Source organism: Alistipes sp. HGB5, assembly GCF_000183485.2.
Classification (GTDB): Bacteria; Bacteroidota; Bacteroidia; order Bacteroidales; family Rikenellaceae; genus Alistipes; species Alistipes finegoldii.
Window position 1 is genome coordinate 24,741 of record NZ_AENZ01000035.1, and the last position, 15,468, is coordinate 40,208.

General features: G+C 61.6%; 8 protein-coding genes. All 8 read left to right on the forward strand.

The window, feature by feature from the left end; genetic code table 11:
• Positions 1-127: 127 nt before the first annotated feature.
• Positions 128-3,490: a SusC/RagA family TonB-linked outer membrane protein gene (locus HMPREF9720_RS05655; RefSeq protein WP_139022466.1), complete on the forward strand. Its 3,363-nt coding sequence runs from the start codon at positions 128-130 to the stop codon at positions 3,488-3,490.
• 18 nt (positions 3,491-3,508) lie between these two features.
• Positions 3,509-5,125, forward strand: a complete 1,617-nt coding sequence (locus tag HMPREF9720_RS05660; protein WP_009597263.1) for a SusD/RagB family nutrient-binding outer membrane lipoprotein — start codon at positions 3,509-3,511, stop codon at positions 5,123-5,125.
• A gap of 19 nt (positions 5,126-5,144) precedes the next feature.
• Complete coding sequence (locus HMPREF9720_RS05665; RefSeq protein WP_009597267.1) at positions 5,145-6,128, forward strand: glycoside hydrolase family 18; 984 nt, start codon at positions 5,145-5,147, stop codon at positions 6,126-6,128.
• Positions 6,129-6,148: 20 nt separating this feature from the next.
• Positions 6,149-8,818, forward strand: coding sequence for a BT_3987 domain-containing protein (locus tag HMPREF9720_RS05670; protein WP_009597285.1), 2,670 nt, complete (start codon positions 6,149-6,151; stop codon positions 8,816-8,818).
• Positions 8,819-8,832: 14 nt separating this feature from the next.
• Positions 8,833-9,993, forward strand: coding sequence for a DUF1735 and LamG domain-containing protein (locus tag HMPREF9720_RS05675; RefSeq protein WP_009597265.1), 1,161 nt, complete (start codon positions 8,833-8,835; stop codon positions 9,991-9,993).
• Positions 9,994-10,072: 79 nt separating this feature from the next.
• Entirely contained in the window at positions 10,073-10,807 is a 735-nt protein-coding gene (locus HMPREF9720_RS05680) for a DUF1573 domain-containing protein (RefSeq protein WP_009597259.1), read from the forward strand.
• Positions 10,808-10,929: 122 nt separating this feature from the next.
• Positions 10,930-13,155: a GH92 family glycosyl hydrolase gene (locus HMPREF9720_RS05685; protein ID WP_229100441.1), complete on the forward strand. Its 2,226-nt coding sequence runs from the start codon at positions 10,930-10,932 to the stop codon at positions 13,153-13,155.
• Positions 13,152-15,467, forward strand: coding sequence for a glycoside hydrolase family 3 N-terminal domain-containing protein (locus HMPREF9720_RS05690; protein WP_009597284.1), 2,316 nt, complete (start codon positions 13,152-13,154; stop codon positions 15,465-15,467). The genes HMPREF9720_RS05685 and HMPREF9720_RS05690 overlap by 4 nt, the downstream gene beginning before the upstream one ends.
• The last annotated feature ends 1 nt before the right edge of the window (position 15,468 follow it).

The following is a 15,468-nucleotide window of genomic DNA, read 5'->3' on the forward strand; positions in this document are numbered from 1 at the left end:
CATGACACCGACCTGACACAAAAAAACATACGGAAAGACCTGCACGTCCTCCCGTATGCCGAATCGTTAAGATCACCCGGCCGCATGAAACGGCCGGACTAACCTAAAACTCAATTCTTACAAACTTATGAAAAAAATCTTTTCCACCCAAATTATGGGGGGGGGAAATTTACACCGTACCCCGGCAGCCGGAGTCAGCCGCTCGGTCCGGTCGTATGCACTGGCGTTGTGCATGGCGTTCGCAATCGCCGCCGTCCCCGTACAGGCTCAGGTAAAAAACATCACGCTCAAGGCTTCGAACACCCCCGTTTCGACGGTGATGCAGCAGATCGAGGAGCAGAGCGGCTACACCTTCTTCTACAACACCAAGGATATTCCGCTTGACCGGAACGTCACCCTTTCGGTCGCGAACAAGGACATCCGCGCCGCACTCGACGAACTGTTCCGCAACACCAACGTCAGCTATTCGATCGACAACAAGAGCATCATCCTCTCGGCCCGCGGGGGCGCGCAGCCACAGCAGGCCAGCCAGATCACCGGCAGGATCGTCGATAAGAACGGCGTGCCCGTCATCGGCGCCACGATCATGATTTCGGGCACCACGCAGGGTACGACCTCCGGCGTCGACGGAACGTTCGCACTCCAGTCCAACGTCTCGCCGGCCGGCATGGTCCTCGACGTTTCATTCATCGGCTACAAGCCGCAGCGCATCTCCGTGAACAACCGCACGTCGCTCTCCGTCACGCTCGAAGAGGACGACCAGCAGATCGAAGCGGTCGTGGTGACGGCGCTGGGCATCAAACGGCAGGAGCGCGCCGTATCCTACAACGTGCAGAACATATCGGACGAAGTATTCCTGACGCGCGACGCCAATATGGTCAACAGCCTCGCGGGCAAGATCGCCGGTGTAACCATCAACGCCAGCGCCGCAGGCGTCGGCGGCGAAACGAAGGTCGTGATGCGCGGTTCGAAATCCATCGCCGGCAGCAACAACGCCCTTTACGTGCTCGACGGCATTCCGCTGCCGTCGCTCTCGCTGACCAACCCCGGCGACGAGTTCACCATCATGCGCGAGAACAACCTCACGGGCGACGGCATCTCCAACTTCAATCCCGACGACATCGCGTCGATGGCCGCGCTGACCGGCCCTTCGGCCGCCGCGCTTTACGGTTCGCAGGCTGCCAACGGCGTGCTGATGCTCACCACACGCAGCGGAGAAGAGGGCGTCTCGGTCAATTACAGCAACAACACGACCTTCATGTCGCCGTTCCTAACCCCGGCCTTCCAGAACACCTACGGAGCCAAGGACGGTTATTACGCTTCGTGGGGTTCGAAGCTCGTCACCAAGCAGTCGTGGACGCCGACCGACTTCTACCAGACGGGATACAACACTTCGAACTCGGTGGGACTCTCCTTCGGCGGTAAGAAGAGCCAGACCTATGTTTCGGCGGGCGTGGTGACGGCCGAGGGCATCATTCCGAACAACGAATACAACCGTTACAACTTCACGGCCAACCACAGCTCGTCGTTCCTCGACGAGCGCATGCACCTGAGCGTGCTGGGCATGTACATGAACGTCAATGAGCAGAACATGCTCTCGTCGGGCCAGTACTACAACCCGATGATACCGGTTTACCTCATGTCGCCGAGCGACGACATCCGCAAATACGCCGTCTACGAGCGTTACAACGCTTCGCGCAACTTCCCGGTGCAGTACTGGCCGTGGGGATCGCAGAGCCTGCAGATGCAGAACCCCTACTGGATCACCAACCGCAACATGTTCAACACGGGCAAGGACCGTTTCCTGTTCGGCGCCTCGCTCAAATACGACGTGACCGACTGGCTCGACATCACGGGACGCGCCCGCATCGACTACACGCACATCACGGCCGAGCAGAAGAACTACGCTTCGACGCTGGGACTCTTCGCCGGCGACAAGGGCCGCTATTACAACAACACCTACACCACCTCGCAACGTTACGCCGACGTGCTGGCCAACGTCCACAAGACCTTCGCCGACGGAGCGTTCTCGCTCAACGCCACCCTCGGCGCCTCGATCGAGGACTACAAGCACCGCGCGATACTGCTCGGCGGCGACCTGACGGGCGTGCCCAACCTCTTCACGCTGGCCAACATGACCACCAACAAGAGTCAGGCGAAGGAGACCATCAACGACCAGACGCAGTCGCTTTTCGCCACACTGCAGCTGGGTTATAAGAATATGGTATTCCTCGACGTGACGGCGCGCAACGACTGGGTGACGGCGCTGGCCAATACCTCCAAGACGTCGATGTTCTACCCGTCGGTAGGTCTTTCGGCCGTGCTGACCGACATCTTCAAGGTCGATTCGCGCGTACTGTCGTTCGCCAAGATCCGCGCATCGTACGCCGAAGTGGGCAACGCCCCGATGCGCTGGATCACCATTCCGACCTACCCCGTATCGGACGGCACGCCGCAGACATCGACCTACCTCACCTCGGACGACTTCAAACCCGAACGCACCAAATCGTGGGAGGTCGGCGCCGACGTCCGTCTGTGGGGCAACAAGCTCATACTCAACGCAACCTACTACAGTTCGCGCACCTACAATCAGGTTTTCAACCCCGACATCTCATCGACATCGACCTACAGCAGCCTCTACGTCAACGCCGGCCGCGTGGACAACAAGGGCGTCGAGGTGTCGGCCGAGCTGAACCAGAACCTCGGTCCCGTGAAGTGGTCTTCGAACCTCGTCTACTCGCGCAACCGCAACAAGGTGGTCGACATGCTCGACTCCTACAAACTGTCGAACGGCACGGTGATTTCGCAGGATTCGATGGTCATGGGCGGTACGACGGGCGTCAAGATGGTGCTGCGCGAAGGCGGCCAGATCGGCGACATCTACGTCAATACGCTCAAGACCGACGAGCACGGCGCAATCTGGGTATCGCCCACCGGCAGCAACGTCGCCCCGGCCAAGGACACATGGATATACGCCGGCAACAGCAATCCGAGCTACACGCTTTCGTGGCGCAACGAATTCAACTGGAAAGGTCTCTCGCTGGGCTTCATGTTCAACGCCCGCGTAGGCGGCGTAGGCGTATCGCTCACGCAGGCCGCGATGGACTACTTCGGCGTCTCGGAACGCACGGCCACCGACCGTCTGAACGGCGGCGCGCTCGTAAACGGCCAGCGCATTCCGGCCGAAAACTACTACCAGACCATCGGCGGCAACGGTGCCGACGCCATCGGCGCCTGCTATGTCTACTCGATGACCAACGTCCGGCTGGGCGAGCTGACCCTCGGCTACGACATCCCCGTCCAGAAGTGGTGCAAGTGGATCAAGGGACTCAACGTCTCGTTCATCGGCCGCAACCTCTGGATGCTCTACTGCAAAGCGCCGTTCGATCCCGAAACGGTCGCCGGTACGGGCACCTTCTCCTCCGGCATCGACTACTTCATGCAGCCGAGTACGCGCAACCTCGGATTCTCGGTAAAAGTGACCTTCTAACTTCAACATTACAGTCTTATGAAAAAAGCTAACGGCATAAAACTCCTGACGCTGGCCGGTCTTATGGCGACCGCGGCCTGCACGGGCGATTTTCTGAATAAAAACACCAACCCCGACCAAGCGACCGACGAGATGCTGTCGTGGGACAACCTCTCAACGGGTTCGGCCTTCGCGCAGATGACCAAGAACGTCATCCCCTCCTTCCAGCTGGTCGGCGACAAGGAGTACGGCAGCGCCAACTATCAGGTCATCGAGGACCTCGCGGGCAACATCTTCGCCGGCTACACCGGAGTCATCAACACCAGCTTCACGGGCAACAACCTCTACAACGTCACGGGCAAGGACTGGTACAACGCCATGTTCAACGACGCCTACACCCGCGTCATCAGCGCATGGAACCAGCTCGATCCCCAGCGCGGCGAATTCCCCGAAGTGGTCGCCCTCGCCGACATCGTGAAGGTCGCCGCGATGCACCGCGTAACCGATACCTACGGCCCCATCCCCTACCTCAACATCAGCAGCGGGGACATCAACAAGGCCTACGATCCGCAGCAGGCGGTTTACAAACGCTTCTTCGAGGAGCTGGACGCCGCCATCACGACACTGACCGCGTTTTACGAGGCACAACCCGGCACCAAACTGCTGGAGGCTTACGACAACGTCTTTTCGGGCAACGTGAGCGGCTGGATCAAATTCGCCAATACGCTGCGCCTGCGTCTGGCCATGCGCGTGGTCTATGCCGACGCGGCGCTGGCCCAAGAGCAGGCTGCGGCCGCCATCGGCAATCCGGTCGGCCTGATGACCGGCGCCGCCGACCTCGCGGAGCTGCACAAACCCGCCACCGGTTCGTGGGAATACCCGCTTTACATGATCCAGTACAATTTCGACGACTCGCGCATCGGCGCCACGATCGAAGCCTACATGAACGGCTATCAGGACCCGCGCCGCGGCAAGTACTTCGTGGCGACGGCCAAGGGTGAGTACCACGGCGTACGCACCGGCATCACGCCGACTTCGTCCTATGCCGATTCGGAAGACCTTTCGCGCGTAAACTGCACCAACAACGACAACATTATGTGGATGACGCCCGCCGAAGCATGGTTCCTGCGTGCCGAATACGAGTTGCGCTGGGGTTCCGAGTCGGACGCGGCAACCTATTACGCCGAAGGTATCCGCACTTCGTTCTCGACGCTCGGCGCCAGCGGAGCCGAAGACTACATCGCCGACAAGGAGCTGACGCCCGGCAGTTATACCGACATGGTCACCGGCGGCAACTCGAATCAAAGCCCGCTCGCCTCGATTCCCATCTGCTGGAAAGCGGGCAGCAACTTCGAGACCCATCTCGAACAGATCATCACCCAGAAGTATCTGGCCATGTTCCCCGAAGGGCAGGAAGCTTGGTCGGAGTTCCGCCGCACGGGTTATCCGCGCATCCTGCCGGTCCTCGTCAACAACAGTGGCGGCAAGATCAGCACCTCCAAGCAGATCCGCCGCCTGAACTACCCCTCGACGGAGTACAGCACCAACGCCGAAGCCGTCGCAACGGCCACGCACACACTCAACAGCGAATCGTCGAACCCCACGGGCGACAACGGCGGCACGAGCGTATGGTGGGACAAGAATCCGAGATTATAAACCGAAAACCTGAACAACCATGAAAAAGACAATAACGACCCTTGCCGTCATATTTGCGGTATGCGCCGGATTTACGGCATGCGACACGGACGCCGAGCCGCTGAACCTGCAGCCGGCTTACAAATACTCGGAAGAATATTACGCCAACCTGCGCGCCTACAAGGATACCTTCAAGGAACGCTCGCTCTGCTTCGTATGGTTCTCGGACTACGACCAGAGCTACTCGATGGCTTACCGCTTCGCGGGGCTTCCCGACAGCGTGGACATCTGCTCGCTCTGGGGCGGCTACCCCGATCCGGTCAAGAATCCGCTGGCCTACAAGGAGATGTGGGAGATGCGCAACAAGAAGGGCACCCGGCTGGTGATGCCCACGATCATCCGAATCATGGAGAACGACAACTTCGCCAACTTCGGACTCACATACGAAGACATGGTCAATCAGACGACCACGATCGACCCCGACGGCGTTTATCCCGACTGGTGCGTGCTCTACGGCAACCACCTGCTCAAAGACGTATGGGAGTACGGCATCGACGGGTTGGATCTCGACTACGAGCCGGAATCCTCGGACGAACGCAACTACGGAATCTACGGCGATCGCATGACCCTGTTCGTGCAGTATCTCGGCCAGTTCATCGGCCCGATGTCGCCCAACCCCGAAAAACTGCTGATCGTGGACGGACACACCCCGCCCGCAGAGACGGAGCCTTACCTCGACTACTATGTGAAACAGAACTACGGCAGCAGCAGCGTCTCCTTCACCTCGACGTTCCCCTATGAGAAGCAGGTATTCACGGAGAACATCGGCGCCTATTGGCAGACCGGCGGCGGCATGGAGGCGCAGGCGGCGGCCAAGGCCCCGGAAGGCCATTTCAAGGGCGGTTTCGGCGCATTCTTCTGCCTGCGCGACTACCACACTTCCGATTCGGGCGCCGACAAGGAGATACCCTACGGCCACCTGCGCCGCGCGATTCAGCTGCAGAACCCTGCCGTAACGAAATAACCTGAAACAGAACCTGAACCATGAAAAATATCACGAAATACATACTCGCGGCCGCAGCGGCGTTCTCGTCGCTCACGGCGTGTCAGGAGTTCGAAGACTTCGACAAGACCATCGACGGCACTCCGGGACTGGTTTACGTCCAGACCGGCACGGAAAACCTCTACACGATCCGGGTCGTACACAAGCCCACCGGCTCGACCGGCGAATTCTTCACCGAATTCCCCGTCCGCTGCAACACCACGCGCCATGCGGGCGTCAAGGCGACCTTCGTCTACGACGCTTCGCTGGTCGAGAGCTACAATGCCGAGCACAAGACCTCGTATGCGGCGCTGCCCGCCGAGTACCTGACGCTCGAAAACACGACGCTGACCGTGCCTGAAAACGCGACGGCATCGGCCGACTCGGTCAAGGTGACGCTCACGGGCGACCTCTCGCTGCTGACCGAACGCAACTACTTGGCGCCGCTGCGCATCAAGGCCGAGGGCATCGACGCCAGCGAAGTCATGGGAGCGGTCTATGTGGCCGTAGCGACCGAGATCAACCTCATCCGCGCCATCGAATCCACCGACGACATGGTCGGCTTCACCGCCACGGGCCGCAGCGCGTGGACGGCCGACTGCGGCAATTACGCCAATCTGTTCGACGGCAGCACTTCGACGTCGGTCGATTTTCCGGAACAGTACGGCAACGTGCTCAATATCGACATGAAAGAGCCGCAACTGGTGACCGGACTCTGTCTGGGATACGGCTCCGTGCCCTCGGTGTCGATCGAATACAGCGCCGACGGCGAGACGTTCTCGCAGGCCGGAACTCCCGTATCGGGCGAATACGTGACGAGCGGCTCCCGAATGTACGCCGCATTCTACGGACATATCGAAGCCCGCTACCTGCGGCTGACCATCGGCTTTTCGAGCAGCTGGAGCAAAACCCTTTCCGAAATCGACATCTACAAGATCGACAGCGAAGATCCGACCGTCTATGCCGTAACCGGCACGGAAAACCTCATCACGGGTAAAATCACGCACCGGCAGACCGGTTCGACCAGCGACGTGAACGCTTCGTTCAGCGCATATGCGACGGTAGCTTCGGCGAGCGGCTACACGGTGTCGGTCGCAGCCGACAACTCGCTGGTCGCCGCTTACAACACGGCCCACGACACTTCGTACGCGGCGCTTTCAGCCGAATACCTGCAACTGGACAACAGCACGCTGACGATCGCCGCCGGGGCTTACAAATCCGAAGGCGAAGTGAGGGTTTCGCTCAAGGGCGACCTGACACGACTGAGCGACCTAAACGGTTATCTCGCACCGCTGAAACTCTCCTCTTCGGGCGCAGGCACCAGCGCCGGCCGCGGCGTGGTCTATCTGGCCGTGAAGGTCGAGCGGAACAAGATCCGCCCCATCACGTCGGCAGACGACATGGTCGGATTCCCCGCCGCAGGCCGCACCGCATGGACGGCCGACTGCCCGGATTACGCCAACCTGTTCGACGGCAGCGCCTCGACGCGGACCAACTTCACCGACCAGAACGACAACGTGGTGACCATCGACATGAAATCGACGCATATGGTGACCGGCATCGACCTCAACAGTGCAGGCATCTCGTCCGTTTCGTTCGAATACAGCACCGACGGACAGACCTTCCTGACGGCCGGCACTCCCGCATCGAACGAATACGCGACGTCGGGTTCCGACCGCTACATCGCCTTCTACGACTACCTCGAAGCCCGCTACCTGCGCCTGACCATCAGTTTCTCAAGCAGCTGGAGCAAGTACATCAGCGAATTCAACATCTATGAGATCGAGAGCGACGAACCCACGGTCTACGCCATGTGCGGCAGCGACAACGTGCTGACGGGCGCCATAGCCCACACGCCGGGCGGTTCGTTCAACGGACTCAACGCGGCGTTCAACGTCTACTGCACGGTATCCTCGGCAAGCGGATATTCGGTATCGGCAACGGCCGACAACTCGCTGATCGCAGCCTACAACTCGGCCAACGGCACCTCTTACGCCGCACTTCCCGACGGGCATCTGCTGCTGGAGAACAACCCCTGCGCCATCGGCCCGAACAACAACAAGTCCGACGGACAAATCAAGGCCTCACTCACGGGCGACCTGACGGGCCTGACCAATGCCAAAGGCTATCTCGTGCCGCTGAAACTCTCGGCGCAAGACGCGGTGACCAGCAGCAGCCGCGGCGTGGTCTACCTCGTCATCACCCCGGCGGAAGAGCTTTTCCGCAAGAACTTCACCGTGGCCGACATCACGGGCGCGCTCGTGGCCGACCGTTCGGGCTGGAGCATCACCGGCGGCGATTACCACAGCGGAAGCTGGCCGGAGGTAATCGACGACAGCACGGACACCTTCATGCGTCCGTGGGGAAGCCCCATCATGTTTACGATAACCTTCGACAAAGAGTACGAGATGACAGGGCTCCGCATCACGGCCCGTACGGACAACGCTTCCTACCAAAACTACCAGCCCAACGCCATAACCATCGAATACAGTCTCGACGGCGAAGTTTACACCGAACTCGGTACGGCGACCAGCGCCGACGGCAGTCTGGTGAAAAACGTTCCCTCGTCCTACGTCGCGCTCTACGGTTCGCAGAAGATGAAGTACATCCGTATCACGGCATCGTACGGCAGCAACATGGGCGTCGGCGACTTCAACATTTACGCAAAATAAACCTAAACAGAGCTATGAAATTCAATCATATTCTTTCCGGATTGGCGCTCACCGCGGCCGTGCTGGCCGCCGGCTGCCAGAAATCGCTGGAATATTCCGACGTGGTCTATTTCACGGGCACCGAGAATTCGAACATCACCAACATGTACGTCGACGGTCCTTCGTCCATGGGCGTCACCGTCACCTCCTCGTGCAAGATGGCGGCCGACGTGCAGGTTGCGCTGGCGGTCGATGCCGCGGCCGTCGATGCCTATAACGCCCTGCACGGCACGGACTACCGGATGCTGCCCGCCGGCAGCTACCGGCTCTCCGACGACGCAGTAACCATCGCCGAAGGCACCAACGTCTCGACGCCCTCCTCGTTCGAAATCGTCTCCATGGACGATTTCGACGAAGGCGCACACTACTGCGTACCGCTGAAGATCACGGGCACCTCGAACGGCATGGGCGTTCTGGAAGCGTCGAGAACGCAGTATATCTTCATCAGCCAGATCACCACCACGCGCGGCATCAACCTGAAGAACAGCTGGTATATAACCATGGACGGCATGGTGGACGATCCCGCGCTGAAAGATCTGCCGGCCTGCACGATGGAAATCCGCATGTATGCCAACGGCTGGAGAACTTCGGGACATATGATCTCGTCGCTGATCGGCGTCGAGGAGAACTTCCTGCTGCGCGTCGGCGACGAGAGCATCAAGAATCCCGCGCAGTTGCAGCTCGCCGGACGAGGAACGTCGATCACGGCTCCGAACGCCCTGAGTCTGGGACGCTGGTACCACATCGCCGTGGTGGACAACGGCTCCGAAATGACGATCTACATCGACGGCAACGCCGAAATCAGCGTAGACTCGTCAAGCAGCAAGGCCATCAATCTCGGATTCTACTACAACAGTCCGTTCGCCATCGGCATGTCCGCCGCCGACGTCCGTTACTTCAACGGTTACGTCAGCGAGGCGCGGGTGTGGAAACGCGCCCTGACGCCCACCGAACTCAAGAACAACCAGTGCTACGTCGATCCGGCCACCGCCGAAGGGCTTATCGGCTACTGGCGTCTGGATCAGGTCGAAGACGACGGTAGGACGTTTACCGACCTCTCCGGCAACGGATACCACGGCAAGGCTTCGTCGAATCCCATCTGGACCGGCGAAATCAAGTGCCCCGTCGTAGACTAACCTAAACAGCTAACGAATCAACGGGTCGGGCGGCCGCCGGAAAAGCGGCCGCCCGCAACCCTTAAAAAACAGGAAATCCATGCGCATCCTCAAGGCGATGGCTCTCATCGCGACAATACTGGCTCCGCAGGTGGCTCCTGCCGCCAATCCGCGCCTGCTGCGCTTCGAAGAGCCGGTGAAGAATCTGGGAAAGGTAGCCGAAACGGACGGAACGGTACAACTGCGCTTCGAATACACGAACATCGCCGACAAGGAGGTGACGCTGCTCGACGTGCATACCCAATGCGGCTGTGCGCAACCCGCATTCAGCCGCAAGCCGGTAAAGCCGGGCGACAAAGGAATCGTCGAAGTGACTTTCGACCCCAAAGACCGATACGGGGATTTTTCCATCGGGCTGACGGTCATCGCGGGCAACGGCAATTACCGGAAATTCAACACGCTGGTCGTCAAGGGCTACGTAATCAGCCGGATTCCCGAAGCCGAAATCAGGTATCCCTATGCACTCTCCGCGGCGCTGCGCGCCGACAACAAGGCGATCGGCATGCGGCAGCTGAGCCGCAGCGACCCCAAACGCACACGGCAGCTCCGGCTGCTGAACACTTCCGCGAAAACCTTGCGGCTGGCTTACCGGACCGACAGCGGACACCTCGCCCTGTCGGGTCCCGGCGAAATCGCCCCCGGCAAGGAAGCGGTGCTGGAATTCACGCTCAATCCCCGAAACATGCCGGACGGACAATTCGTCCTGAAATGCACCGTCAGCACGCAGGACGAAGAGATCCCGGTAGAGGTCAAGGGACAGATCGTCGGCCGGTAGACGGCAATAAAAAACATAACAGCGCGACCGTGCTCACGACACGGACTGCGGCCGTATGCCGCCGGACCCGCGAAGGCCGGCGCGGCTGCGTCCGCCGCATCCGCTGTATAACGACACGAATTATGAAACGCATCATCTTTCTCCCGGCAATCGCCGCGCTGCTCTGCGGCGCATGCAGTTCCGCCGTGCCGGAGGATTACACGCAATACGTCGATCCCTACATCGGCACGGGCGACCACGGACACGTCTTCATGGGCGCCAACGTCCCGTTCGGATTCGTACAGCTCGGTCCGACGAGCATCCCGCAGACATGGGACTGGTGCTCCGGCTACAATTACGCCGACACGACCGTCATCGGGTTCGGTCACACGCACCTGAGCGGCACGGGCATCGGCGACCTGAACGACATCTCGCTGATGCCGGTCGTCGGCAAAGTCACGCCGGGACGCGGCACGGCCGGCGATCCGTCGTCGGGCATGTGGTCCCGTTTCAGCCGCGCCGACGAACGGTGCGCGCCGGGCTACTATGCCACTCGCCTGCTGCGCTACGGCATCGGCGTCGAGCTGACCGCCTCGCCGCGCGTCGGAATGAGCCGCTACGCCTTCCCCGCATCGGACGACGCGGGTATCGTCCTCGACCTCGAAAACGGGCAGGGCTGGGACCGCTCCACCGACTGCGGCATCACCGCATGCAGCGACCGTACGGTCGAGGGCTGGCGATATTCGACGGGCTGGGCCGACGACCAGCGCGTCTACTTCCACGCCGAATTCTCGAAGCCCTTCGAACGGATCGTCTTCACCGGCGCGGATACGCTCTCCGCCGACGGCCGCTCGGCCCGCGGGCGGAAACTCTACGGACGCTTCGGTTTTCGGACGGAGGAGAACGAACGCATCACCGTCAAGGTCGGGCTTTCGGCCGTTTCCGCGGAAAATGCCCGGCGGAACATGCAGGCGGAGTGCCCCGGCTGGGATTTCGAAGCCGTGCGCGAAGCCACCCGCAGGGCATGGAACGGCGAGTTGTCGAAAATCCGCATCGAAACAGCCGATCCGGCGGTGCGACGGATCTTCTACACAGCGCTTTACCACACCATGATCGCGCCGTCGCTCTTCTGCGACGTGAACGGCGACTACCGCGGCGCCGACGGAGCGGTCCGCCGCGACACGACCTTCACCAATTACACCACCTTCTCGCTTTGGGACACCTACCGCGCGGCGCATCCCCTGCTGACGCTCATCCATCCCGAAAAGGTCGGCGACCTGATCAATACGATGCTGCGCATCCACGAACAGCAGGGCAAACTTCCCGTCTGGCACCTGATGGGCTGCGAAACCGACTGCATGGTCGGCAATCCGGCCATCCCCGTGGTGGCCGACGCCCTGCTGAAAGGATTCGGCGGCTTCGACCGGGCGAAAGCCTACGAAGCGATGAAGAGTTCGGCCATGCGCGACGACCGGAGGCTGGACCTCTACAAGAGGTACGGATATATTCCCTATGAGTTCAACGAATCGGTCGGATACTGTCTCGAATACGCCATCGCGGACTGGGCACTGGCGCAGGCCGCGCAGCGCGAAGGCAAACGGGAGGATTACGACTATTTCCTCGCCCGCAGCAAGGCCTACCGCCATTATTTCGACCCCTCGACCGGGTTTATCCGCGGCAGATCGGCGTCGGGCGCATGGCGCACGCCTTTCGATCCGTTCCACTCGCGCCACATGGAGCAGGACTACACCGAAGGCAACGCATGGCAGTACACATGGCTCGTGCCGCACGACATCGAAGGACTCATGGAGTGCTTCGGCAGCCGGGAACGCTTCGTCGGGAAGCTCGACTCGCTGTTCCTCGCCGAAGGCGACATGGGCGCGCACGCTTCGCCCGACATATCGGGGCTGATCGGCCAGTACGCCCACGGCAACGAGCCGAGCCACCACATAACCTATATTTACACGATGATCGGGCAACCGTGGAAATGCGCCGAGAAGGTGCGCCGCATCCTCGGCGAACTCTACCACGACCGTCCAGAAGGACTCTGCGGCAACGAGGACGTCGGGCAGATGTCGGCATGGTACGTACTCTCGGCGCTGGGCATGTATCAGGCGGAGCCGGCCGGCGGCCGCTACTTCTTCGGCTCGCCCGCCGTAGACGGCGCGACGCTGCGGGTCCGCGGCGGGGAATTCCGCATCACGGCTGCGGACAACTCGCCGGAGAACATCTACATACAGCGCATTACGCTCAACGGCGAAGCGTACCGGAAATATTACATCGATTACGCGGAGATCGCCGCAGGCGGGGAACTCCGCTTCGAAATGGGTCCCGAACCCGCAGACTGGACAAAACAGCAACCCCTATGAAACGACTTTTACTGCTGATGGCGTGCGCGGCCGCCGCGGCATGCAGCGCCGACTGGCGCGACACAAGCCTTCCGCCGCAGAAACGGGCCGAACTACTGACGGCCGAGATGACGCTCGACGAGAAGATCGGACAGCTGACGTCGCCTTACGGCTGGGAGATGTACGAACGGCACGGCGACTCGGTCCGTCTGACCGACGCTTTCCGCGAAGCGGTGCAAAACGGACATATCGGCATGTTGTGGGGTACGTTCCGCGCCGATCCGTGGACGCAGAAAGACCTGCGGACGGGGCTGACCCCGCAGCTGGCGGCGCGGCTGGCCAACCGAATGCAGCGCTACGCCGTGCAGCACTCGCGGCTGGGCATTCCCCTCTTCCTCGCTGAGGAAGCCCCCCACGGCCACATGGCCATCGGGGCCACGACATTCCCCACGGCGCCGGGACAGGCTTCGACATGGAACCCGGAGCTGATCGAACGCATGGGCAAGGTCATCGCCGCCGAAATCCGCCTGCAGGGCGGACATATCTGTTACGGTCCCGTGCTGGACATCGTCCGCGACCCGCGCTGGTCGCGCACCGAAGAGAGCTACGGCGAGGACTGTTACCTGACGGCGCGCATCGGTGAAGCCTATGTCCGCGGCACGGGTTCCGGCGACCTCTCACAGTCGCGGCACGCCCTCTCGACACTCAAGCACTTCATCGCCTACGGCGCATCGGAGGGCGGCCAGAACGGCGGAAGCAACCTGCTGGGCGAACGCGAACTGCGCGAGACCTACCTGCCGCCGTTCGAAGCAGCCGTAAAGGCCGGAGCGCGCTCGGTGATGACGGCCTACAACTCGGTAGACGGCATTCCCTGCACGGCCAACCGCCGCATGCTGACCGACATCCTGCGCGGCGAATGGGGCTTCGACGGCTTCGTGGTCTCCGACCTGCTGAGCATCGAAGGGCTGCACGAGACGCACGGCGTGGCCGGAAGCGTCCGGGAAGCCGCCGTGCAGGCATTGCGGGCGGGCGTGGACGCAGACCTGAAGGGCGGCGCCTTCGCCTCACTCCGCGAGGCCGCGGAAGCGGGCGACGTCGCCGAAGCGGAGATCGACCGGGCCGTGGAGCGCGTGCTGGCCCTGAAGTTCGAAATGGGACTGTTCGAGAACCCCTATATCGACGAAGCTGCCGCCGCGGAGGTCGGATGCGCCGCCCACTCGGAGCTGGCGCTCGAAGCGGCTCGGCAGTCGGTGACGCTGCTCGAAAACCGCAGCGGCACCCTGCCGCTCGATCCCCGGCGCCTGCGGCGGGTAGCCGTCATCGGTCCCAACGCCGACAACATCTACAACCAGTTAGGGGATTATACGGCCCAGCAGACAGCGGCGAACACCGTCCGGGACGGGCTGGAAAAACTGCTGGGGCGCGACCGCGTCGTCTACAGCCGCGGCTGTACGGTGCGCGGCGGCGATCGGTCGGAAATCGCGGCGGCCGTCTCCGCGGCCCGCGGCACAGATGCGGCGGTCGTGGTCATCGGCGGATCGAGCGCCCGCGACTTCGACACGGAATTCCTGCAAACGGGCGCGGCCAAAGCCGCGCACGACGAGGTGCGCGACATGGAGTGCGGCGAAGGTTTCGACCGAGCGACGCTCGCGCTGCTCGGAGAACAGGAAGAGCTGCTGCGGCGCATAAAGGCGACGGGAACGCCGCTTATCGTGGTCTGCATCGCAGGCCGTCCGCTCGACCTGCGCAGGGCCTCCGAACAGGCCGACGCCCTGCTGATGGCGTGGTATCCGGGCGCACGGGGCGGCGACGCCGTCGCCGAGACGATCCTCGGACGCAACAATCCCGCGGGCCGTCTGCCCATCACCATTCCCCGCGCCGAAGGGCAAATTCCCGTCTACTACAACAAAAAACGCCCTGCGAACCACGACTACACCGATCTCACGGCCGCGCCGCTCTATCCGTTCGGTTACGGGCTGAGTTACTCGACATTCGAATACGGCAGCCTCGAAGCGCGGCAGAGCGGCGACAACGTCCTCGAAGTCAGCTGCCGCATACGCAACACCTCGGACCGCGAAGGCGACGAAGTCGTACAGCTCTACATCTCGGACATGGTCGCCTCGACGGTACGCCCGCCCAGACAGCTCGGCGGCTTCCGGCGCATCCGGCTCGCACCGGGCGAACAGCGGCAGGTAAGCTTTACGCTCGGAGACGAAGCGCTGGCGCTTATCGACCCGCAGGGCCGCCGCGTGGTGGAAAAGGGCGACTTCGTCATCGCCGTCGGCTCGTCGTCGCAAGATATCCGCCTGCAAACAACCGTAACACTCGAATAAC

What these genes read in the sequence shown, in the direction of transcription:
- HMPREF9720_RS05685 (WP_229100441.1), top strand. Translation starts at nt 10,930, where the DNA reads ATGAAACGCATCATCTTTCTCCCGGCAATCGCCGCGCTGCTCTGCGGC.
- HMPREF9720_RS05675 (WP_009597265.1), top strand. Translation starts at nt 8,833, where the DNA reads ATGAAATTCAATCATATTCTTTCCGGATTGGCGCTCACCGCGGCCGTG.
- HMPREF9720_RS05655 (WP_139022466.1), top strand. Translation starts at nt 128, where the DNA reads ATGAAAAAAATCTTTTCCACCCAAATTATGGGGGGGGGAAATTTACAC.
- HMPREF9720_RS05680 (WP_009597259.1), top strand. Translation starts at nt 10,073, where the DNA reads ATGCGCATCCTCAAGGCGATGGCTCTCATCGCGACAATACTGGCTCCG.
- HMPREF9720_RS05670 (WP_009597285.1), top strand. Translation starts at nt 6,149, where the DNA reads ATGAAAAATATCACGAAATACATACTCGCGGCCGCAGCGGCGTTCTCG.
- HMPREF9720_RS05690 (WP_009597284.1), top strand. Translation starts at nt 13,152, where the DNA reads ATGAAACGACTTTTACTGCTGATGGCGTGCGCGGCCGCCGCGGCATGC.
- HMPREF9720_RS05660 (WP_009597263.1), top strand. Translation starts at nt 3,509, where the DNA reads ATGAAAAAAGCTAACGGCATAAAACTCCTGACGCTGGCCGGTCTTATG.
- HMPREF9720_RS05665 (WP_009597267.1), top strand. Translation starts at nt 5,145, where the DNA reads ATGAAAAAGACAATAACGACCCTTGCCGTCATATTTGCGGTATGCGCC.